The sequence below is a fragment of the Mycobacterium montefiorense genome, assembly GCF_025823255.1.
Lineage (GTDB): Bacteria > Actinomycetota > Actinomycetes > Mycobacteriales > Mycobacteriaceae > Mycobacterium > Mycobacterium montefiorense.
This window is the reverse complement of the sequence record NZ_JACKVL010000018.1, coordinates 1-20,235: the sequence shown is the minus strand read 5'-3', so window position 1 is coordinate 20,235 and position 20,235 is coordinate 1. Positions and strand designations below refer to the sequence as shown.

Below are 20,235 nucleotides of genomic sequence, written 5' to 3'. Positions count from 1 at the left end.
CGCGGCCATCGCCACAAAACGTCCCTGCAGCACAACGGAACTCGGCCTAATGGCGCCGCGCAAGCGCGTCGTCGTCGCGGGGCTGGGAGATGTGGGGCTGTTGACCGCGATCCGCCTGTCCCGGCACGCCGATGTCGTCGGAATCTCGGTCAAGTCCGCGCTGGTAAGTGGCCAGGAGCTCGGCGTCCGGCTCTCCCGCCCCACCGATTGGGCACGCGACTACTGGATTCCGTTCGACCGATTCCGCGGCTTGGATCGAGTGCGCACGATTCAGGCCACGCTGACCAATGTGGACTTCGCTGCCCGAACGGTGTTCGCGCGCAGTGGCGATGGCCAGACCATCGCCGAGGAATTCGATGCACTGGTGATCTCGACCGGGGTCACCAACGGTTTCTGGCGGCAACCGACCCTGCAGTCGGCCGATGAGATCGGCGCCGGCCTGCAGGCTGCGCACCACCAACTGGCCACCGCCGGCTCGGTGATCGTCGTCGGCGGCGGCGCAGCGGCAGTCAGCAGCGCCGTGAACATCGCAAACACGTGGCCGGACAAGCGGATCGACCTGTACTTCCCCGGCGAGGCGGCTTTGGGCGGGTATCACCCGCGGATCTGGAACCGGATCCGTGGTCGGCTCCGCGAATTGGGTGTTGGCGTGCACCCCGGGCACCGTGCGGTGATCTCGAACGGCTCCGCCGGTCAGGAAATCACCAGTGAGCCCATCAATTGGAGCACCGGACAACCGCCGGCCACCGCAGATGCCGTGCTCTGGGCGGTGGGCCGGGTACGGCCCAACACCGACTGGCTGCCACCCGACCTGCTCGACGAAAACGGCTTCGTGCGAGTGACTCCGGAGCTCGAAGTTCCCGGCCATCACGGTGTCTTCGCTGTCGGGGACGTCGCGGCGAGCGACCCGCTGCGCAGCTCGGCGCGCAATCGTGGAGATTCGCTGGTAGCCCACAACATTCGTGCCGAATTCACGGGCCGCCGACTGCGCACCTATCGCACGCCGGGACGGCGGTGGGGTTCACTGGTGGGAATCCAAGCCGACGGGCTGGAGGTCTTCCTGCCCACCGGGCAAGCGTTCCGGCTTCCCGCGTGGTCAGTCCAGCGGATAGTGATGCCGGGGGTGGTCCGCTGGGGCATGTATCGCGGAGTGCGAGAAAACGACCCGCTGAAATAACGGCGCAGGTTTCGCGATACTGAACGGGTGCCGATCTATCCTGTCCAGCGGCGCCGCGACGGCTATTCCCGTCGGTGTGATTCCAATTCGCGCCGAAGGGGAATAGTGAGCGGGTGAGCGAGCCGGGGGTTAGCGCATTTGAGAAGTTGGTGGCGCTGCTCAACTATCCGATGTTCGTCGTCACCACGCAGGCCAACGGCACCACGGCTGGCTGCCTGGTGGGGTTCGCCTGCCAAGCCAGCATCTCCCCGCCACGTTTTCTGGTCGGCCTGTCCCTGCAGAACCACACCTTCCGGGTGGCCGCCAACGCCACGCATCTGGCGGTACATGTGTTCGATATCGAACACATCGATGTCGTCGAACTGTTCGGCAGCCAGACGGGAGACGAAACCAACAAATTCGACCGCTGCCGGTGGCATCGCGGCCCAGCACAGCTGCCCATCCTCGACGATGCGGCCGCCTGGTTCGTCGGCAAGATCGTCGATCGGGTTCCGCTCGGCGATCACGTCGGGCATCTGCTGGAACCGCTGGACGGCGACCCACCGACCGACGAGGAGCAATGGGTGTCCTTCGACGATGTGCGCTCGCTTGACCCGGGCCACGAGGCATGACCGCATCCGATCGTTACCGCCGGCAGGCGGACACGGTGAACGATTCGCCGCGCGTGGGCACGGTCAACGACGTCTTTGAACTCGCATCGTTCTATGCCGAGCCCCCGGAGGGCGTGCGCGTCAACATGATCTACAGCGCCGACGGTGCCGCCGTGTTCGGCGGTCGCGCCGGGCCGTTGTCGAGTCAGACCGATCAACAACTGCTGAAGATCTTGCGGGGGTTCGCCGACGTCGTTCTGGTCGGCGCGGCCACCGCGCGCGCCGAGAATTACGGTCCGGTGCGGCTCAGCGACGCACAACTTGCCCAACGCCAACAGGACGGCAAGAGCAAGCCGCCCCCCATCGCCGTGATCAGCCAAACCGGCGAACTGCCGACCAGACTGGTCAGCGACCCCGGCCAGCCACCACTGCTGGTGACCTGTGCGGAGACTGCCGCGCGACACAACAGCAGCAGCGATCAACGATGCGGCGTCTTGGTGGCGGGCGAGGACACCGTGGACGTCAGGCGCGCTGTTGCCCTGCTGCGCTCACACGGACTGTCCCGAGTCCTCTGCGAGGGCGGGCCGACCCTGCTCGACGAGCTCGTGGATGCCGACGTCGTGGTGGAGGTCTGCGTAACGCTGGCTCCCAAGCTGGCGGCTAGCCAACCGATCGGCCACCGACAGCAGCCGTCGCGATTGCCGCTACCTGCCACGTTGCGCCTCAAACACGCATTGGTCTACGACGACTACCTGTTCTTGAAGTATCGCCGCTGATTGCGAACCCTTTTGGGCGGGCGCCGATGCGGCCCGGCCGGTTAACCCCGCGGGTATCCCCGGCGCACGGTGCGGTCGAGAATGCCCAGCGTCGCCCGCAGGGCGCCCTCGGAGATCACCGGGAAAATTCCTGCTTCGCGCCACTTCGGGTCGATCTTCGACCAGTCGTAGAACGAGGTGACGACGGTGGCCGCCGCATCCTCGGCCGGCTCGAGCTGGAACCCGTAGACGTGACCGATCTGGGGGCGAAGCTGGCCGAGAACCGTCCACGAGATCAGTCGGTCGGGTTCGAACTCCTTGATCTCGACGGTGACGTCGTACCTGCCGAGCTGTGGATAGTCGTTGAGTGCCGCACGGTCCATATGGACGACAAAGCTGTCGCCGGCCGCGCCTACTGGGTCGCCGTCGGCGTCTTGGAGCATCCCCGTCGAGTCGATGGCCACGTGGCCCTGCGGATCGCACAACAGTCCGAAGATATCGGGTGCCGGTGCCGGGATCGTGCGCTGAATCTCGATACGTTCGGTCATGCGTCCTCCCAGCAAACGGTGATGGGTCGCGGGCTACTTTACGACGGTCGCGCCCGCTGAGGTGCGAAACCGGATGCCCCGCAACGGTTGCATCGCCGCGTGCGCTGTTGCGCTCCGATGGCGCCGACCACGGTGCTGTGCCACGGTGGATAGATGAGGCGGTGCAATTCCCGGCAGAACGTCGGGGCCCATCCCCCGATTCGGCGTGCCACCGACGACTCCCAGGCAAGCGCCCGGTTTCGGTGCGGTGACACACGTTCAAACGGTCGTCGAATTGCCTGTGCGACTTCACCTTGCGCCCACCGTCATTTACTTTCTCGCGTTTCCGGAGGAGGACCATCGGCCAGGTGAGCAATTCAGACGACGACGGCGGCTACCGCAACATCGCGGTGAACGGACTGCGGCCCAACGAACTTCACTGGGCTCTCAATCATGATTCCGTGCACGGCATTGCCTACGCGTTCAAAAATCCCGTTGCGGTAGCCGACTCCAGCGACGATCCCGACGACGATCGACAGACCTACCTGGTGCGGATCAAACGCGACCATTTAGCCACGGCGCTGGGAAGCATCAATGAATGGATCGTGCGGAATCCCGGCAAAACCGGGATGCACGCATACGGCTTTCTCAGGGCGTTGTCGAGGGAGGGCCTCCGTGAAAGCCGAACAGGCGACGAAGAGCACCGCTGAGCAGGAATTGACCGACGCCGGGTGATCCGCATTTCGGCCGCGATTAGCGGGCGGCTTTGCCACCGCCACCGGTGCCTTAAGCCCGGAATATTGAAATCACCGGCATTCTCTCTATTCACCGTGCCCCCGGCTGGCCCAAACTATTAGCCTTATGCCTGGCATGGAGGAGTCGGCAATGGGTGACACCGCGGGTTCGCGGGAGGGCTCGCAGTTCGGGCCCTATCTGCTACGGCGACTGGTGGGTCGTGGCGGGATGGGCGACGTCTACGAGGCCGAGGACACGGTCCGCGAGCGGGTCGTCGCGCTGAAGCTGATGTCGCAGACGCTGTCCAGCGACCCGGTCTTCCGCACCCGCATGCAGCGCGAGGCCCGCACCGCTGGACGGCTGCAGGAACCACACGTCGTCCCGATTCACGATTTCGGCGAAATCGACGGACAGCTCTATGTGGACATGCGCCTGATCGACGGCCGCGACGTTGCAACGATCTTGAGCCGATACGGACCGCTGACACCGCCACGCGCGGTCGCAATCCTGCGCCAGATCGGTTCCGCACTCGACGCCGCGCACGCTGCCGGAGTGATGCATCGCGACGTCAAACCGGAGAACATTCTGGTCAGCGCGGACGACTTCGCCTATTTGGTCGACTTCGGGATCGCCAGCGCCACCTCCGATGAGAAGCTGACCCAGTTCGGCACCACGGTGGGCACCTTCAAATACATGGCCCCGGAACGGTTCAGCGACTCCGACGTCACCTACCGAGCCGATATCTATGCGCTGGCCTGCGTTCTGTATGAGTGCTTGACCGGATCTCCGCCGTACCAGGGCGATCAGATCAGCGTGATGAGCGCGCACCTGCACCAGGCGATTCCGCGACCCAGTGCCGCGCGGCCAGGCATTCCGGCCGCCTTCGACCAAGTGATCGCGCGCGGCATGGCCAAGGACCCGCTGGACCGCTATCCCACCTGCGGGGACCTGTCGGCGGCCGCGTACGCCGCCCTGGCCACGCCCGACCAGGATCGGGCAACCGACATTCTGCAGCGCAGCCAGGCCGCCGAATTACCGGCCGCGTTCGCGGGTCAGGCGCCCACCGGCTTTCCGCCCGCTCCCCCCGCCATTGCGAGCCAGACTCCGCCCCAGGGCCCGGGTTGGCCCGCGTCGGCAACCGGGACACCGTTTCCGCCGAGCGGGCCCATCCCCGCGCAGACGGGCTGGCCGGGCGCTCCCGGCTGGGGTACCGGCGATGCCGGCAGCGTGGTGGCGCCGTCGTGGGGGCAACCGGCACCCCGTGCATCGCGTAACGCTTGGCTATGGGTCAGCCTTGCGGCTTTTGTCGTCGTCGCGGTGGTGGGCGCCGTCCTCGTTGTCGCCCAACCGTGGCGGTCGTCGGGGCCGGGCGGGTCGAAACCGCCCGCGGCAAGCGACGCGGTCGAGCTCCGCGTCCTCGATGACGGAGTGTTGGTCGGCAGCTCGGCCGCACCGGTGACGATCGATATTTTCAACGAGCCCATCTGCCCGCCGTGCGGCAGCTTCATCCGGTCGAATGCGGGCGACATCGAAACCGCGGTGAACAACAAGAAACTCGCGGTGCGCTACCACCTACTGAACTTCCTCGACGACAAGTCGCACAGTCAGAACTACTCGACTCGCGCGGTGGCGGCAACCTACTGCGTCGCGGCCCAGAACGACCCGAAGCTCTACATGAGCTTCTACTCGGGAATCTTCGCCAGCGCCTTCCAGCCGCAAGAGGGTGCCGCGGAAGATCGGACCGACGGCGAACTAGCGCAATTGGCCAAAACCGGCGGCGTCGACGCCGACGCGATCAACTGCATCAAATCCGGCGGGGACATGGCCACCGCCAAGGCAAAAGCGGAGGCCGGCGACACGACGCTGGCGGGGTTCAATGCCTCTGGGACGCCGTTCGTCTGGGACGGTACCAAGTCCCTCAACTACCAAGACGCGACCTGGCTGACCAAGCTTCTCGGGTAGTCCGCGGTCGCCCGTGTGCTCTTGCACCGACGGTGTGCTTGACAACTCAATTCGACGGTCCCCCACACATTTCCGGAAGCGCGAAATCCTCACACGGACGATCCTGATGGACTTTCTTGTGGCAGAACATGTCTCACTCAACCGCGTCACGCGCCACTGCGCCGTCCGGCAAAGTTGAGGTAGCACGCCCGCGCAGGCGACACCGCGATGTTGTAGTTTTCGAGCGGTGAGGATTGGTCGCGGCATACCGTGATGGTTGCCAGACCGTGAATAGGAGTCAGCGATGACCGGCGCGCAGGGCTCGCGGTCGGGGACGATGTTCGGTCCCTACTACCTCAAACGGCTGCTGGGCCGCGGCGGGATGGGCGAGGTCTACGAAGCCGAGCACACCGTGAAAAAGTGGACGGTGGCGGTCAAACTGATGTCGGTGGCCTTCAGCCAGGACCCCGTGTTTCGCAAGCGGATGGAACGCGAGGCCCGCATCACTGGGCGCCTGCTCGAGCCTCACGTGGTCCCAATCCACGACTACGGCGAAATCGACGGGCAACTGTATTTGGAGATGCGCCTGATCGAGGGCATCGATCTGGGCAGTCTGCTCGAGCGGGACGGGCCACTGCCCGCGCCCCGGGCAGTGGCAATCATCCATCAGATCGCGTCGGCGCTGGATGCCGCGCACGCCGCCGGGGTGACACACCGCGACGTCAAACCGCAGAACATCCTGATCACCGGCAACGACTTCGCGTATCTGGTCGATTTCGGAATCGCCAGCGCGAAAACCGATGAGAAACTCACTCAACTGGGTACCGCGGTGGGCACCTGGAAATACATGGCCCCCGAACGGTTTTCGGAGAATGAGGTGACACCCCGTGCTGACGTCTACGCGTTGGCCTGTGTGCTGTACGAATGCTTGACCGGCGAACCTCCATACCGCGCCGACACCGCCGCCATGCTGGTCACCTCCCACATGATGGAACCCATCCCGCGGCCCAGCGCAGAAGGCCTCGGGGTGGACCAGGCTTTCGATAACGTGATTGCGGTCGGCATGGCCAAGGACCCGATCGAACGCTATGCCAGCGCCGGCGACTTGGCCGAGTCCGCGCACGACGCGCTTTCCAGACCGGAGCGCGACCGTGCCGCCACCATCCTGCGCCGCAGCGACACCTCGGCGAGGCCGCAATTCACCCAACCGGGCGGTCCACCGCCGCCGTTGACCGCGCCAGGCATCGTCGGACCTGACCAACCGGGAACGCCGCGCCGACGCAACCTCTGGCCGATCCTGGTGACAGCCGGCGTCGTCGTCGTGGTCGTCATCGCGGTAGTCGGCATCTGGCTGACGGTGAAACCCGCCGGCCAGCAAGCGTCGAAGGCTGGCGGGGTGAAAACTCCGGTGCCGTCCAGCCAAGCTCCCAACAATGATCAAGCCCGCCTATTCAGCCTGCTACCGCAGGGCTACCTTGCCGGCACCTGCACACCGGCCACGCCGGAATCGGGCAGCATTTGGACCAGTGCCGTGGCATTGGTGACATGCGGGCAGAACACCCAGCCCGGCGGCCCCAGTCATGCCACCTACGGGCTGTTCCCGACACCGAATCGGCTGAAGAAGGCCTTCACCGACGACATCGGCAACGTCAGCCTGGTGAACTGCCCCGGCGAGGAAGCCTCGCCCGTGAGCTGGCACTACGACCAAACCCCCAACGAGATGGCCGGTTTGGTCGCGTGCGGCCATTACAACGGCCACCCCATCGTGATTTGGACCAACGAGGAAAAGCTGATGCTCAGCGACGTTGCCGGCGACCCGGCCACCGTCGAAGACTTGCACACGTGGTGGGATGCCTACGGCTGATCATTCGACCAGTGGCGGCACTGGCACGAACTTTGTCGGATCCGTCGACACTTTCGCCCCCAGACGTTTCAGGCAGACGGATGGATCGACGTCTTCGAGGTCGATCCCGGCGAAGGTGTCCGCGTCGGCGCGCACCGCGATCAAGCACGACCGGGTCGGTTGACCAGTGCTCGGATCCGTCGTTTCGACCACACCGTTGAAGATCACCACCTCGAATCCGCGGCCGCCGTCCATTCGGAAAGCAGTCGCCAGCGATAGCAGCGTAAGCTGCGCAATGATGCTCGCGTACAACGCTTTTAGCTGACCCACCGGCCGCGCGGTCGCGACGACCGTCTCCTGGCTCTTGACGTACCGGTACGCCTTGGCGTGCGGGACGACACTCACCACGGGCAGTTCATACTCGAGCACCAATCGGCGGGTGGCCGGCGAGTAGTCAACGGTGAGTGCGGGGGTGATGTTGCACGGCAACGGCATCGCCGTCAGCACCCGTTCGACGCTTGCCACCAATTCGGACGGAGCAGACTGCGGCACCTCCTTGAGGTGCCGCAAACCCGTTCGCAACAGAACGGTCAGGGCGGCCACCTGGGATTCGATTTTCGCGTTCTGCCGTTCCACCTGGTCGGCGATGCCGGCGAGGTTGTAAATTTCGCTGTCCAGGACAACGCCTTTGGGCCAGCGGCCCGACTGCCACTCGCGTTGGCGCGCTATCTCGGCAGCCCTGGCTCTGGCCTGGGCGGCCTGCACCGTCGCATAAAGCACCTTCGTCGTCTCGAGTTCTCTGCGGCGCTGCTGTTCACGCACGGGGTGCCGGCGACGGGCCAGCTGATATCGGTGGCGGGCTTGCGTCAGCAGCTGCTGGGCATCGGGCAGTCGGTCGTAGGCAGGCCGTTGGACAAAGTCCGCGAGCCGGGGCAACGGCTCGGCGATCTCCAAGTACCGCAGGCGCATCTCACAGACGTCGGCGTCGTCGCGGGCTTTGCCAACGGTGTAGTAACTTTCAAGCATCCGACAGGCCGACTCCCAATTCTGCAGGGCCGCCGAGGTCTGTTGCGAGGAGCGCCACAGGTTCCACAGCGCGTGATACGCCTCCAGCGCCGCAGCCCATCGCTGGCCGCCGTCAAATGGCCCCATGCTCTCCCCTGACCGGGTGACCTCCGTTAACGTGTCAGGTACGGCATGCGCAGTGTGACGCTTAGGTGCCGGTATCTGCGATGCGGTGGGCGACCGTGATGAGCGCCTTGCCTCGACTGAGCTCGGTTGCTAACCAATCATCCACTGGTGACCTGGTCCCTCAGAGGATGTAGAGCATCTCCTGGTACGTGGGTAACGGCCACAGGTCATCGGCTACAACACATTCCAATTCGTCGGCAGCGGTACGCACCGCCTCCATCGCCGGCAGCAGAACCTCTTGGGCATGCGTTGCCTCTTCGAGTGCCGACTCCCCCGAATGATCCGACAGGGCTGCTTTCAAACTGGTCAGCGCCGCCGAAAGATCAGCCAGTGGGACCGAAACCGCTTCCAACGCAGCGGTGCTGGGCTGTACACCCGCCTGCTTCATTGTCGCTACGTTCTGAGCGAGTTCGGTCTGGTAGCGAACCGCGGCGGGCAGGATGATCGTGTTCCCGATCTCCAGCGCCAGCTTCGCCTCGACTCCGATCGTCAACGCGTACTGCTCTAGGCGAACTTCGTAGCGGCTGTGCAACTCCCGTACGTTGAACACCCCGTACCGCGCAAAGAGTTCGACCGCGTCCGGCTTGATCAGCTCCGGAATGGCATCCAAGGTGGTCTTCAGGTTCGGCAGGCCGCGCTCGGCCGCCTCGATCTGCCAGTTCTCGGAGTAGCCGTCCCCGTTGAACACCACCGCACCGTGCTCAGTGATGATATCGGTGAGCATCTTCTGCACGGCTGCGTCGAATCCTTCGCCATCGGCAACGGCCTGCTCGAGAGCCGTGGCCATGTAGTCCAACGAGTCGGCCATGATCGTATTCAGCACGATCAACGGCACGGCCACGGTCTGGCCCGAGCCCGGCGCCCTGAACTCGAACCGGTTGCCGGTGAAGGCGAACGGGCTGGTGCGGTTGCGGTCGCCGGCATCCGTGGGCAGGTGCGGCAGCGTATCGACACCAATAATCATGGTGCCCTCACCCTTTGATGACGTGGCCGCGCCCTTCGCAATCTGCTCGAACACGTCGGCGAGCTGCTCGCCGAGGAAGATCGAGATGATTGCAGGCGGCGCCTCATTTGCGCCCAAGCGGTGATCGTTGGTGGCCGACGCGACCGACACCCGCAGCAGGCCGGAGAATTTGTGCACGGCGCGAATCACCGCCGCGCAGAACACCAGGAATTGGGCGTTCTCGTGCGGGGTGTCGCCCGGGACGAGAAGCGAGCCCAGCTCGGAGTTTCCCAGCGAGAAGTTGACGTGCTTGCCTGATCCGTTGACGCCGGCGAACGGCTTCTCGTGGAACAGACATTCCATGCCGTGCTTCTTGGCGATCGTTTTGAAAACCGTCATCAGCAACTGCTGGTGGTCGGAGGCGATGTTGGCTCGCTCGAACATCGGCGCGATCTCGAACTGGCCGGGCGCAACCTCGTTGTGGCGAGTCTTAGCCGGGATACCGAGTTTGAACAGCTCGCGCTCGGTGTCCATCATGAAGCCAAGGACCCGCTCGGGCACCGCGCCGAAATAGTGGTCGTCGAACTCCTGTCCCTTCGGCGGTCTGGCGCCGAACACCGTGCGACCAGCGTTCAGCAGATCCGGCCGCGCCAAGAAGAAGTGGCGATCGACCAAGAAATACTCTTGCTCCGGCCCGCAGAAGGACACGACCTTGTTGAGTTCCTTGTGACCGAATAACGTCAGGATTCGCTCGGCGTGCACACCCATGGCCTGCTGGCTGCGAAGCAGCGGCGTCTTGTAGTCCAGCGCCTCACCGGTCATCGACACGAAAACCGTTGGAATGCACAGCGTGTTTCCGTTCGGATTCTCGAGTACATAGGCGGGGCTGGTCACGTCCCACCCGGTGTAGCCGCGCGCCTCAAAAGTGCTCCGCAACCCGCCCGACGGGAAGCTGGAGGCATCGGGCTCACCCTGGATGAGGGTCTTACCCGCGAACTCGGCGAGTGTCTGGCCATCGGAGACGGGTTCCAGAAAGCTGTCGTGCTTTTCGGCGGTCAGGCCGGTCATCGGATAGAACACGTGCGCGTAGTGGGTAGCGCCCTTCTCCAGCGCCCAGTCCTTCATCGCGACGGCGACCGCGTCGGCAACCGCGGAGTCGAGCTTGGCGCCCTTTTCGAGCGTCGCCACCACCGACTTGTACACCGACTTGGGCAGCCGCGCCTGCATCTCGGCCTTGGTGAAGACGTTGGCCCCGAAGATCTCGCCGGGAGCCTCACCGGCGACGAAGCTAATGGCCGGAGGGACGTACGCCTCGACGTTGTTGATCGCCTGCAGGCGCGCTGCGTTTCCGCTCAATGGTGTTCCTATCGCTGAGGGGGTCCACGACCTTCCTTTGCCGAAGGTGGACCGCCCCACCTGAGGAACTTTCGATGCCAAACTTGTTACGCGCACGTCAACGATTCGCTCCAAGCGTTGCAAGTGCGCGACGAACTCAGACCGCGGCCGTCGCCTGCTTGCGCCCATCGTGCCCGGCCCGCCACTGCAGGGGCGGCGCAAAAGTCACGGTGATGCAAAGAGCCGGACACCGGTCGGTGCCTGCACGGACGGCGCGGTCTCACGACGGCAACATCCGCGTTTTTCGTCCACGATTTCACCGGCTTCGCGTTAAATGCTCCGAAGAGGGCGACCCGTGACCCTTTTCTCAATACAGCAGCGCGCCGCCACCGCGGCTCGAGAAAAGGACACCGATGGCCCGCACCCTGACGACCAAGGTCGCCGCGGCCGCGCGCGTCGTCGCGGTGTTATGCGCAATGACCGCTGCGTCGTCGGTCACCTGGGCCGGCGCTTCCCACGCCGCCCCGGGCCCTCCCGTCCCGGACGCCGACCACGAGGCGGGGATGTACGGCGACCCCGCGGCAGCCGCACCCTTCTGGCGCCGGCAACACGCTTCCGACTGTGGGGAGATGGCGGTTGCCGACGTCGTCGGTGAGATCACCGGCCGGCAGCCCACCGAACGGCAAATCACCGTTGTTGCCGAAAATATCTCGGGCACAACGGGTTCCGGCCCGATATGGAAGCCGCCCCGTGATACCGACATCAGGGATTTGCCGATGCTGCTCTGGCACTACTGGATTCGGGCGGACAACGTCGCGACCAATACCATCGCCTTGGAGCAGTTTCTCGCGGACAAGCGCAAGGTGATCGCCCTCGTCAATGCCGAAACCATCTGGAACCGGGCCGGCAATCGTGACGCCGCGAACCACTTCGTCGTGGTCACCGGCATCGACACCAAATCCGCAGTCGTACATCTCAACGACAGCGGTATCAACGCCGGCCGCGATGAGCAGATTCCGCTGGCGACCTTCGAGCGGGCGTGGGCGCGCCCAACGACAACTCCGCAATCGTGACGAAGTCAGGTTAAGCCCGGTTCAGGTCAGGCTTTTCGTCGAGTCCGACTCGATCACCGCGGATCCGCGACGCCCAGTGGACAAGCTGCACGACTCGGTCAACTCAGGTCCATAGGTGGCCGCACCGCACTCACATTCCCAGCAGACGTGTCTGCCGCAGGAACACGGAATGCTGGCCACGATCATGTGTCCCGGCAACAGCCAGTGACCACGCGCACACCGTTGTGGTGGTCTGTCCATCCATTGCGTGCGCGAGGCGTGCGCCAATTCGTCGACATGAACACTCACGGGCACCACCCTCCCATTGGCCAAGGTGGCAAACCAGGGTGAGGTGTCAATCGTTATCGACTCGTTGACCGTGTCGTAGTCTTCGCGATCGCGGGTCGATGATCAGTTCTTTTCGAGGGTTACCTGGTTGACGTCGATCTGGCCGGTGCGGAACGCGTTGGCCCGGCCGGTCAGGTAGTGCAGGTATCGCTCGTAGACCTCTTCGGACTGCATCTCGATGGCTTCGGCCTTATGCGCCTCGAGCGCCTCGGTCCACAGGTCGAGGGTCTTGGCGTAATGCGGCTGCAGCCGCTCGCGCTGGGTCAGGATGAAGCCCGCCTCTGTCGCGTGCTGCTCCATCGGGTCGGCGGACGGCGAACCCGCCATCGTGTGCAAGAACATCACGCCATCGGCGGGCAGGACGGTGTAGGCCATCTCGAAGAAGTCGTCATAGCGGGCGTAGCCGTGCTCGAACGCCCCGATGGACACGATCCGGTCGACGGGTTGGGCGAATTCCTCCCAACCCTGCAGCATCACCCACTTGCTGCGCTGGGTCTCCATCTCGTCGAACAACTTCTGCACGTAGGCGGCCTGATCACTGGACGATGTCAAGCCGACGACGTTGACGTCGTACTTCTCGACCGCGCGGCGCATGGTGGTGCCCCAGCCGCAGGCGATGTCGAGCAGGGTCATCCCGGGCCGCAGATCCAGCTCGGCCAGCGCCAAATCGATCTTGGCGATCTGGGCCTCTTCCAGCGTCATGTCGTCGCGATCGAAATAGGCGCAGCTATAGGTCTGGGTCCGATCGAGGAACAGCCGGAAAAAATCGTCGGATAAGTCGTACCTTGCCCGCACATCGTCAATGTGCGGGATCAATCCCTGGGTCATGATTACGTGCCTTTCCGGACCCAGGGCCCCCCGGGTGACGCTTCAAGTCTGCGCATTGAGATACCCAAGCGCTCGTCCGGCAAACTAATTCAAAGCTAATTCCCAGCTTTGAGCGGCGCTTATCCGAATCGCTGTGACGGTCCGTGGCGGCTGCCGGCGAGTGCTCCGCGATGAATTCCGGGTACACCGCCAGTCAGACCTTTGAGCCGCAGAATTCTTCAGAGCAAAGGTGGATCCCATGTCGACGAACACGCAAGCCCTGCCGCCAATCGTCGATCAGCAGAGCTGGCGCACCGCGCTCGACGAACTGCGCACGCGCGAGAAGGCCGCCACCCGCGAACTGGATGCGATCGCCGCGCAGCGGCGCCGTCTGCCGATGGTCGAGTTGCCGGACTACACCCTGATCGGAGCCGACGGGCCCATCCGCCTGGTCGACGTGTTCGGTGGCCGATCGCAGCTCATCATCTACCACCACATGTGGACGGACGGTGCACAGTGGCAGTGCGGCGGATGCACGGGTTTCACCTCGCAGTTCACCCGATTGGAGTTTCTCGACAACTACGACGCCCGCTTCGTGATCGTCACCAATGGTCCGATCGAGGAGGCACTCGCCTACCAGCGCAGGGTGGGCAATCGAATGCTGTGGTACTCGTCGTCACAAAGCCCGTTCGGCGCCGACGTCGATGCGCCGCCGGGCGGCGGCTTCGGAGTCAACGTGTTCCTCCGCGACGGCGAAACGGTGTATCGCACCTGGCACACGAACGGACGTGGCACCGAGCAACTCAGTCACTCGTTTCCGCTCATCGACGTGTTGCCCTGGGGCCGTCAGGAGGAATGGCTCGATTCGCCCGAGGGTTGGCCGTCGCGGCCCACCTACTCCGGCTGGCTCGACTCCCCCGACATCGCCCGCGCCTACGGGACAGAAGGCTAACGCCCGCCGTCGACCACCTTCACCTGTTTGTGTGGATAGCGGCGTTCCGCGTATTCCTTAGCCTTGGAATTCGGCAGCACGTACAGAGTTTCCTTCCTGTCCTGCAACGGTTTTAATACCAGGTCCATGAAGCTCTTGCGGTTGTCCAGGTACGGCTCGATAACGTCCTCGCCAGCCGGACACACGGCGAGGCAGTAGGCGGCCTTGTAGTTCGGCTTGAACGACAGACTCTGCCACATCGATGCATTCTCGGAATCGGTTACCCGCGAACGGAAGTCAGCCGCGTCGGCACTGTCGGCGACGGTTTGGACCCAATCGGTGAAGCCGCCCATGAATTCGCGGTAGTTGTGCGTCGAACACGCCAGCCAATCAAAGCTGCCATCCTTTCCGATCGCGCCTACCGGGCATGCGGCCACGCACAGCTTGCATTCCAGGCATGGGCTGTAGTCCAGCGGCTTGCCGTAGCTCGTGATCGGCGCGTCCACCAAGATCGTGCCCAGCAGAATGAAGTTGCCGAACTTGGGGTGAATCACGTTGCGGTGGATTCCCATGACGCCCAGCCCCGCCGCGACGGCAACGGGTTTGCGCGCCACCACCCAAATCCGGCCGGGGTAGTTATCCATCTCCATCGGAAAGGTTGCCGACGGGTTCAGCACCCGGTAGCCGGAATCCTGAAGCCGACGGACGATGCGGTAGGCAGCCTCGTTGAGCAGCTCACCACTGCGGTGAAACTCTTGGTTGGCGACACTGCGCGCCGTCGAGCGAATGTTGTCGCGGTTCATCTTGACCACGAGCGAGATGTAGCTCTTGGTGCCCGGCAAGGCGGCCTCGACATGCTCGACCTCCGAGGCCAGATCCGGGTTGTCGACGCTGGCGAACCCGACGTCATCGACGCCGGCCTGCAGACACATCTCGCGCAGCCAATCCGCGTCGAGTGCGCCGGGTTTCTGCGTTTGACGGGTTCGAACCTTCCGCACCGTGGGATGTTCCGCCAACCGGCCAGGGAGTCTCTCAGTCATGCTGAGTATCCTACACAATACTCAGCATGACCGCTTCGTACACGAACGCATCGCCGACTCAAGTCCGGTGTGACTTACCGAAGCGGTTCGGCGTCAGTCGGATTCGTCGTTCTCCGCATCGGCCACCGTCAAGGGCAGTGCCAGGTCTTCCAGGGCGCGTTGTTCGGCCGCGATCCCCAGCCACAGCTCAACCAGGCCGGCGGCCGCCATCACGATCGCCCCGATCAAAAACGACCAGAGCACCTGACCGCGATCTCCGGAATTGATCAACTCGCCGAACAACACGGGCCCGGTGATCCCGCCGATCGCGGTGCCGACCGCATAGAAGAACGCGATCGCCAGCGCCCTGGTCTCCATCGGGAAGATCTCGCTGACGGTCAAGTAGGCCGCGCTTGCACCCGCCGAGGCCAGGAAGAACGCGGCCGCCAGCACGAGGATGAACGTCCAGACACCGCCGGTGTCGTTCACGAACAGCGCCCCGAGCACGACCGCGATGGCCGCGGACCCGATGTAGGTCGCGGTGATCATCGGTTTGCGGCCGATGGTGTCGAACAGCCGCCCCAGAATCAACGGGCCGAGGAAATTGCTCATTGCCCAAAATATGAAGAACACCGGTACTTTTCCGGAGGGAATGCCGTAGAACGTGCTCAACAGCGTGCCGAGATTGAACGTGACGCCGTTGTAGAGGAACGCCTGACCGATGAACAACGCGAGCCCGAGCACGGCGCGTTTCGGATAGAGCTTGAACGCCACCCGCCCGATCTCCAGAAATGAAATCGACTGGCGCTGGCGTATCGTCAGTGGCTTGCCTTGTAACTCGGGCAGCGGTTGCCCGGTTTCTCGCTGCACATCTTCTTCGATCTCGCCGACGATCCGCTCGGCTTCCTCGTCGCGCCCGTGAATGAACAGCCACCGCGGGCTCTCCGGAATGTTGCGCCGGACAAGTAGAACGAAGATGCCGAAGATGGCGCCGATGCCGAAGGCAAGCCGCCAGCCGATGTTCGCCGGGAAGTTCGACGTGTCCAGAAGGACCAGCGCGCCTGCGGCTCCAGCCGCCGAACCCAGCCAGTAGGTGCCGTTGATGATCAGGTCGACGCGGCCGCGCACCCGTGCCGGAATCAACTCGTCGATCGCCGAATTGATCGCCGCGTATTCGCCGCCTATGCCGGCGCCGGTAAAGAAGCGGGTAATGAAGAAATACCAAGGCGCGAACGCGAATGCCGTCGCGACGGTGGCGACCAGATAGACCGCCAGGGTCAGGATGAACAGATTGCGCCGTCCGAACCGGTCCGTCAGGTGCCCGAAGAACAACGCGCCCAGGCACGCCCCGGTGATATAGATTGCCGCCGCGTAGCCGATCTGCGCCGGGTTGAGCTCGATGCCGCTGCCCTTCTCGGTCAGCCGGGCCGACACGTTGCCGACCATCGTGACCTCGAGTCCGTCGAGGATCCATACCCCGCCAAGGCCCAAAACAACGCGCCAGTGAAACCGCGACCACGGCAGCCGGTCCAGTCGCGCCGGCACCTGTGTCGTGATGGTTTTCGTTTGAACGCCTGGGCTCATGTCGTCTCCGTTCTGGGTGGGTACGGCGTTACCCGCTACGAGTGTCGCTAGCCTCCGGGGAAACGAGGAAGCTACCGACTCAGCAGCGGGCTGGGCCGCAGGCGCACGGGTAGGTTTTTGAGTCCGTTTAGTGCCATGCTGGCATTCAGCGCGGGGTCACCGGCCAGGGCCAGATCGGGGAATCGAGCAAACAGCGACTGCAAGCCAATATCCAGTTCCATCCGCGCTAGCGCCGCCCCCAAGCAAGCGTGGATACCGCTGCCGAAGCTGATATGTTCGCGTGCATTAGCACGAGTGATATCGAATTCTCCAGGACGTTCGAAGACCGCCGGATCACGGTTGGCTCCACCGAGCAAAAACAATATGGCTTGTCCGGGTCGAAAATTCTGACCCCCAAGTTCCAGAGTTTCCGTAGCGACCCGCACCCCCAACGGGATGGAAGTCTCGTAGCGCAATACCTCTTCCACGGCATTGGGCCAGCCCTCAGGATGTGCCTGAAGGCTAGCCAACTGATCGGGGTGCCGAAGCAGTATGGAGACACCATTGCCCATGACATTGGTTGTTGTGACGATCCCCGCGGCGAGCAACAACATCACAAACACCCGGACATCGCGTTCGGACAGGTCGCCTGCCCGCACAATGCCCGCCATGATGCTGTCGTCGTTGCCACGCTGACGCAGCTGCTCGATATGCATCGCAAGGTACGGCTCGAATTCGCGCGCCGTATTGATGGCTGCCTGAAAGTCCCGCCAGGCCGGCGCTGCGCCAGAAAGCAATCGGGTCGCATGCTCGCTCACCGCATCCAGATGTGAGGTCTCCTCCCTCGGTATTCCCAGCACTTCAGCGATGGCCTCAATGGGAAGCCGAGAGGTGTAACCGGCGACCAGGTCGCATTCGGCCGCATCTTCCAGGTCGTCCAACAGTCCGTTGGCGATCGTTTGAATCCGGCTGCGCAGCCTCTGGATCGCACGCGGCGTAAATGCCTGCGACACCAAGCGACGTAACCGCGCATGTTCTGGCGGATCAGACATCAGCATCGACGGCGGTTTAGTAGCGTCCAGTACGTTGGGATCGGTCTTGTCCAAGATCCACCGTACGAGGCGAAACGGGGCCTGATCCTGTGGCTTGATAGTCCGAAACCGGTCGTCTCGAAAGATTTCACGGATGATTCGCATATCCGCGGTTATCAGGCCACCACCTGCGAACCGAACAATGCGCCCGCGTGTTCGTATATCGTCAACCAATTCATATACGTTCTTGCGACGTTCATCAACGAACAGCTGCAATACCGGATCACCTTGACGCGCCGCGAGTTTCACCGCCAAACGAGTAACGCCCGCCCCCGTCAGCCAATGCATACGGTCTTTGACCGACACCGCCATGCCCATCAGAGAAACGTAACAGACCTCTCGCCACAAGCGTATCCGCGGCAATTATCTATCACCCGAGAGAGGCAGATACCGCGCGATCAACTAGCTTTTATCAGACCGAATGCGTTATTGGGCCGGTGAGTATCGATCGCCAGCTGCATCACCGAACCGCCCTGACGCGCAAACAGTTTCAACGCTACACGAGAAGAGCATATTGGCAAATTCGATTTCGAGCGCCAAGAGAACATCCAGTTCTGCTCCGTACTAGAGCAGCGGGTTCGCGACCGCACCGCCGCGCTGAGCACACCACAGCTGTGTGGTTGCCCGCCTCGATGTCGACAGGCTCAAACGAGCCAATGACGATTAGCCAGCACCCTTGCCATTGTCGACCCGGTAGACGGCACCGTGGACGGCGGCTGCGGCATCGCTGGCAAGGAACGCGACAACGTTCGCGACGTCGAGAGGCGCCATCATGCCGCGCGGTGAAGCCGTGCGCATGATCAGGTCGTAGTTCGGATTCTCTGGCGCACTGAACTGTTCCAGTTGCGGCGTGAGCATGCCGCCGGGGCAGACCGCGTTGACGCGCAAGCGATCCGCGGTGTACTCCACCGCCAAAGCCCGAGTCAACCCGATGAGCCCATGCTTAGCAGCGCAGTAGCCGGCCGAGTAAGCCTGGCCTTCGACGCCGGCAATGGAGGCGACGTTGACGATGTTGCCTCCTCGTTTTAGCAGCACCGGCAGCGCCGCCCTGCACAGGTAAAACGGGCCGTTCAGATTGACGACGAGGTCCTGTGTCCAGTCGTCGTCGGTCATCGACTCCGTTCGGCGCATCTGGTGCTTCCCGGCGATGTTGACCAGGACGTCGAGTCCACCGAACTCCCGGACGCACTGCTCGACCGCGTCCGTGCAGGCCTGCGCCGAGCCGACGTCCACCGATGCATATGAACCACGCGCTACGTCGGCGAATACCTCGGCCAAGCGTGCGGTATCCCGGGCTATCCCGAAAACCGTTGCGCCCTGCCGGGAAAGCAGCTTTGCTGTTTCAGCGCCCAAACCCGACGAGGCGCCGGTCACGAGGATGACCTTGCCTTGCAGTGCTGTCATAACAGTTTCTCGTCCTCTCCAACCGCGATCCGCCCACCTGCCGCGTCGCGCGGGGCGTGCGACTAGCAAAGCAACTCTCGCGGGAGCGCACCCCACCAGGGGCCCCGGGCTATTCACACCAGGCTGGTGCGCCTCAATACGACAGCAACACCGCTTCGCAAGAGTTCAAGCGGCTCAACGGATCTCAGGTCGGAAACGGCCACCGCGTCGCGGAGCAGGCGCTGCGCCAGAAGGCTCCGGCGAATACGGCGTGCGGCCACCAGCATGACGAAGCTCATCCCGAGTCTGCCTATCGCGACCCGACTCGTACGCTTCCGCCATGTCGACGGCGTTGCATCCGAGCGCCGACCGACGTAGTAGCCGAGGCACGTCATCGTCGCGAGCGCACAGATCACCGCAAAAACCGCCATGATGACGAGCGTCCTTTGCCGCTGTCGCGGGAAGGTCACGCGCGAGATACACCTCGGCCAACAAACCGCTCCGGACTACCAGCGAAGTGTCAATTCTGCGCTGGCGGTCGCGCGGCTTCGACGGTAGCCAGATCGGATAAGCCGCTCAGGGTGAGGCTGCGCATCAGCAGCGGGTGGGCAATGACGTGGATGTGGTCGGCCACCGTGAACAGAGCGTTGATGGCAGCGCTGTCCAAATACTCCACATCGCTGAGGTCGACGATGAGCGATTGGCCGCTGCCCACAACTTCCGCCGTAGCGGTGCCGAGGGCCTGGTCGAACGCTTCGATGTTGCTCAGATCGATTTCGCCCGCCGCGATCAGCGCGAGTTTTCCATCGTCGGAGCGCACAGTGTCGAGGGTGAGCGACGTGGCCATCATGTGATCCTTACGGATAGCTGAACTGTTGTTCCGTCGGGGTCGGGGTCGATCGTGACATCGTGCATGAGTCCTCGCATCAGGGTGATGCCGCGACCGCGATGTGGGTTGGCCTCGGGCTGCGGAGGTATCCAGGAGCCGCTGTCGGTGATGGTCA

Annotated in this window: 19 protein-coding genes; 8 read left to right on the top strand and 11 right to left on the bottom strand. The window is 63.6% G+C overall.

The genetic code is table 11. The annotated features are described in order from the left end of the window. Positions 1-49 precede the first annotated feature (49 nt). The 3 genes from H7K34_RS25950 to H7K34_RS25940 all read left to right on the top strand — a co-directional run bounded on the left by H7K34_RS25950 (position 50) and on the right by H7K34_RS25940 (position 2,543). Complete coding sequence (locus H7K34_RS25950) at positions 50-1,177, top strand: FAD-dependent oxidoreductase (RefSeq protein ID WP_264064905.1); 1,128 nt, start codon at positions 50-52, stop codon at positions 1,175-1,177. Positions 1,178-1,347: 170 nt separating this feature from the next. Further along, on the top strand, positions 1,348-1,788 hold the full coding sequence (locus tag H7K34_RS25945; protein ID WP_276060123.1) for a flavin reductase family protein: 441 nt from the start codon (positions 1,348-1,350) through the stop codon (positions 1,786-1,788). Positions 1,789-1,823: 35 nt separating this feature from the next. Continuing rightward, positions 1,824-2,543, top strand: a complete 720-nt coding sequence (locus H7K34_RS25940; RefSeq protein WP_264064902.1) for a pyrimidine reductase family protein — start codon at positions 1,824-1,826, stop codon at positions 2,541-2,543. 41 nt (positions 2,544-2,584) lie between these two features. Here H7K34_RS25940 and H7K34_RS25935 read toward each other — a convergent pair whose 3' ends face one another. After that, positions 2,585-3,070, bottom strand: a complete 486-nt coding sequence (locus H7K34_RS25935; RefSeq protein ID WP_108923169.1) for an SRPBCC family protein — start codon at positions 3,068-3,070, stop codon at positions 2,585-2,587. Between the two features lie 347 nt (positions 3,071-3,417). On the opposite strand from H7K34_RS25935, the gene H7K34_RS25930 reads away from it, so the two are divergent. The 3 genes from H7K34_RS25930 to H7K34_RS25920 all read left to right on the top strand — a co-directional run bounded on the left by H7K34_RS25930 (position 3,418) and on the right by H7K34_RS25920 (position 7,589). Beyond that, positions 3,418-3,759, top strand: a complete 342-nt coding sequence (locus H7K34_RS25930) for a hypothetical protein (RefSeq protein ID WP_264064900.1) — start codon at positions 3,418-3,420, stop codon at positions 3,757-3,759. A gap of 175 nt (positions 3,760-3,934) precedes the next feature. Then, on the top strand, positions 3,935-5,746 hold the full coding sequence (locus H7K34_RS25925) for a serine/threonine protein kinase PknE (RefSeq protein WP_264064899.1): 1,812 nt from the start codon (positions 3,935-3,937) through the stop codon (positions 5,744-5,746). A 283-nt stretch (positions 5,747-6,029) separates the two neighbouring features. Then, positions 6,030-7,589: a serine/threonine-protein kinase gene (locus tag H7K34_RS25920; protein WP_264064898.1), complete on the top strand. Its 1,560-nt coding sequence runs from the start codon at positions 6,030-6,032 to the stop codon at positions 7,587-7,589. On the opposite strand, the gene H7K34_RS25915 is transcribed toward H7K34_RS25920, so the two are convergent. Together H7K34_RS25915 and H7K34_RS25910 are read right to left on the bottom strand one after the other, a co-directional pair. Further along, entirely contained in the window at positions 7,590-8,720 is a 1,131-nt protein-coding gene (locus H7K34_RS25915; RefSeq protein WP_264064897.1) for a hypothetical protein, read from the bottom strand. A 160-nt stretch (positions 8,721-8,880) separates the two neighbouring features. Then, positions 8,881-11,058 carry a glutamine synthetase III family protein gene (locus tag H7K34_RS25910; RefSeq protein WP_264064896.1) on the bottom strand — a complete coding sequence of 726 codons (2,178 nt, stop codon included), beginning with the start codon at positions 11,056-11,058 and terminating at the stop codon, positions 8,881-8,883. Positions 11,059-11,513: 455 nt separating this feature from the next. Between H7K34_RS25910 and H7K34_RS25905 the strand changes: the two genes are divergently transcribed. Continuing rightward, the gene (locus H7K34_RS25905; protein ID WP_372510889.1) at positions 11,514-12,110 is read left to right on the top strand and encodes a cysteine peptidase family C39 domain-containing protein; all 597 of its coding nucleotides are present in this window, start codon (positions 11,514-11,516) and stop codon (positions 12,108-12,110) included. Positions 12,111-12,500: 390 nt separating this feature from the next. Here the strand turns inward: H7K34_RS25905 and H7K34_RS25900 are convergent, their stop codons facing one another. Then, positions 12,501-13,265 (bottom strand): class I SAM-dependent methyltransferase, encoded by a 765-nt coding sequence (locus H7K34_RS25900; RefSeq protein WP_264064894.1) that lies wholly within the window; start codon positions 13,263-13,265, stop codon positions 12,501-12,503. A gap of 238 nt (positions 13,266-13,503) precedes the next feature. On the opposite strand from H7K34_RS25900, the gene H7K34_RS25895 reads away from it, so the two are divergent. Continuing rightward, a complete protein-coding gene (locus tag H7K34_RS25895; RefSeq protein ID WP_264064893.1) occupies positions 13,504-14,196 on the top strand; it encodes a DUF899 domain-containing protein in 693 nt (230 codons plus the stop codon). Here the strand turns inward: H7K34_RS25895 and H7K34_RS25890 are convergent. From H7K34_RS25890 to H7K34_RS25860, 7 genes are all read right to left on the bottom strand, one after another. Continuing rightward, on the bottom strand, positions 14,193-15,215 hold the full coding sequence (locus H7K34_RS25890; protein WP_264064892.1) for an epoxyqueuosine reductase: 1,023 nt from the start codon (positions 15,213-15,215) through the stop codon (positions 14,193-14,195). The genes H7K34_RS25895 and H7K34_RS25890 overlap by 4 nt on opposite strands. A 93-nt stretch (positions 15,216-15,308) precedes the next feature. Beyond that, positions 15,309-16,778, bottom strand: a complete 1,470-nt coding sequence (locus H7K34_RS25885) for an MFS transporter (RefSeq protein WP_264064891.1) — start codon at positions 16,776-16,778, stop codon at positions 15,309-15,311. Between the two features lie 71 nt (positions 16,779-16,849). Then, positions 16,850-18,166: a cytochrome P450 gene (locus H7K34_RS25880; protein WP_264064890.1), complete on the bottom strand. Its 1,317-nt coding sequence runs from the start codon at positions 18,164-18,166 to the stop codon at positions 16,850-16,852. Positions 18,167-18,511: 345 nt separating this feature from the next. Then, a complete protein-coding gene (locus tag H7K34_RS25875; RefSeq protein WP_264064888.1) occupies positions 18,512-19,252 on the bottom strand; it encodes an SDR family NAD(P)-dependent oxidoreductase in 741 nt (246 codons plus the stop codon). A 113-nt stretch (positions 19,253-19,365) separates the two neighbouring features. After that, positions 19,366-19,701, bottom strand: coding sequence for a hypothetical protein (locus H7K34_RS25870; RefSeq protein ID WP_264064887.1), 336 nt, complete (start codon positions 19,699-19,701; stop codon positions 19,366-19,368). 50 nt (positions 19,702-19,751) lie between these two features. Beyond that, positions 19,752-20,078: an STAS domain-containing protein gene (locus H7K34_RS25865; protein WP_264064886.1), complete on the bottom strand. Its 327-nt coding sequence runs from the start codon at positions 20,076-20,078 to the stop codon at positions 19,752-19,754. Continuing rightward, entirely contained in the window at positions 20,078-20,230 is a 153-nt protein-coding gene (locus H7K34_RS25860; RefSeq protein WP_372510888.1) for an ATP-binding protein, read from the bottom strand. Before H7K34_RS25860 ends, H7K34_RS25865 begins: the two co-directional genes overlap by 1 nt. Positions 20,231-20,235 lie beyond the last annotated feature (5 nt).

What these genes read in the sequence shown, in the direction of transcription:
- H7K34_RS25950 (WP_264064905.1), top strand. Translation starts at nt 50, where the DNA reads ATGGCGCCGCGCAAGCGCGTCGTCGTCGCGGGGCTGGGAGATGTGGGG.
- H7K34_RS25945 (WP_276060123.1), top strand. Translation starts at nt 1,348, where the DNA reads ATGTTCGTCGTCACCACGCAGGCCAACGGCACCACGGCTGGCTGCCTG.
- H7K34_RS25935 (WP_108923169.1), bottom strand. Translation starts at nt 3,070, where the DNA reads ATGACCGAACGTATCGAGATTCAGCGCACGATCCCGGCACCGGCACCC.
- H7K34_RS25925 (WP_264064899.1), top strand. Translation starts at nt 3,935, where the DNA reads ATGGGTGACACCGCGGGTTCGCGGGAGGGCTCGCAGTTCGGGCCCTAT.
- H7K34_RS25920 (WP_264064898.1), top strand. Translation starts at nt 6,030, where the DNA reads ATGACCGGCGCGCAGGGCTCGCGGTCGGGGACGATGTTCGGTCCCTAC.
- H7K34_RS25915 (WP_264064897.1), bottom strand. Translation starts at nt 8,720, where the DNA reads ATGGGGCCATTTGACGGCGGCCAGCGATGGGCTGCGGCGCTGGAGGCG.
- H7K34_RS25905 (WP_372510889.1), top strand. Translation starts at nt 11,514, where the DNA reads ATGACCGCTGCGTCGTCGGTCACCTGGGCCGGCGCTTCCCACGCCGCC.
- H7K34_RS25900 (WP_264064894.1), bottom strand. Translation starts at nt 13,265, where the DNA reads ATGACCCAGGGATTGATCCCGCACATTGACGATGTGCGGGCAAGGTAC.
- H7K34_RS25895 (WP_264064893.1), top strand. Translation starts at nt 13,504, where the DNA reads ATGTCGACGAACACGCAAGCCCTGCCGCCAATCGTCGATCAGCAGAGC.
- H7K34_RS25890 (WP_264064892.1), bottom strand. Translation starts at nt 15,215, where the DNA reads ATGACTGAGAGACTCCCTGGCCGGTTGGCGGAACATCCCACGGTGCGG.
- H7K34_RS25885 (WP_264064891.1), bottom strand. Translation starts at nt 16,778, where the DNA reads ATGAGCCCAGGCGTTCAAACGAAAACCATCACGACACAGGTGCCGGCG.
- H7K34_RS25880 (WP_264064890.1), bottom strand. Translation starts at nt 18,166, where the DNA reads ATGGGCATGGCGGTGTCGGTCAAAGACCGTATGCATTGGCTGACGGGG.
- H7K34_RS25875 (WP_264064888.1), bottom strand. Translation starts at nt 19,252, where the DNA reads ATGACAGCACTGCAAGGCAAGGTCATCCTCGTGACCGGCGCCTCGTCG.
- H7K34_RS25865 (WP_264064886.1), bottom strand. Translation starts at nt 20,078, where the DNA reads ATGGCCACGTCGCTCACCCTCGACACTGTGCGCTCCGACGATGGAAAA.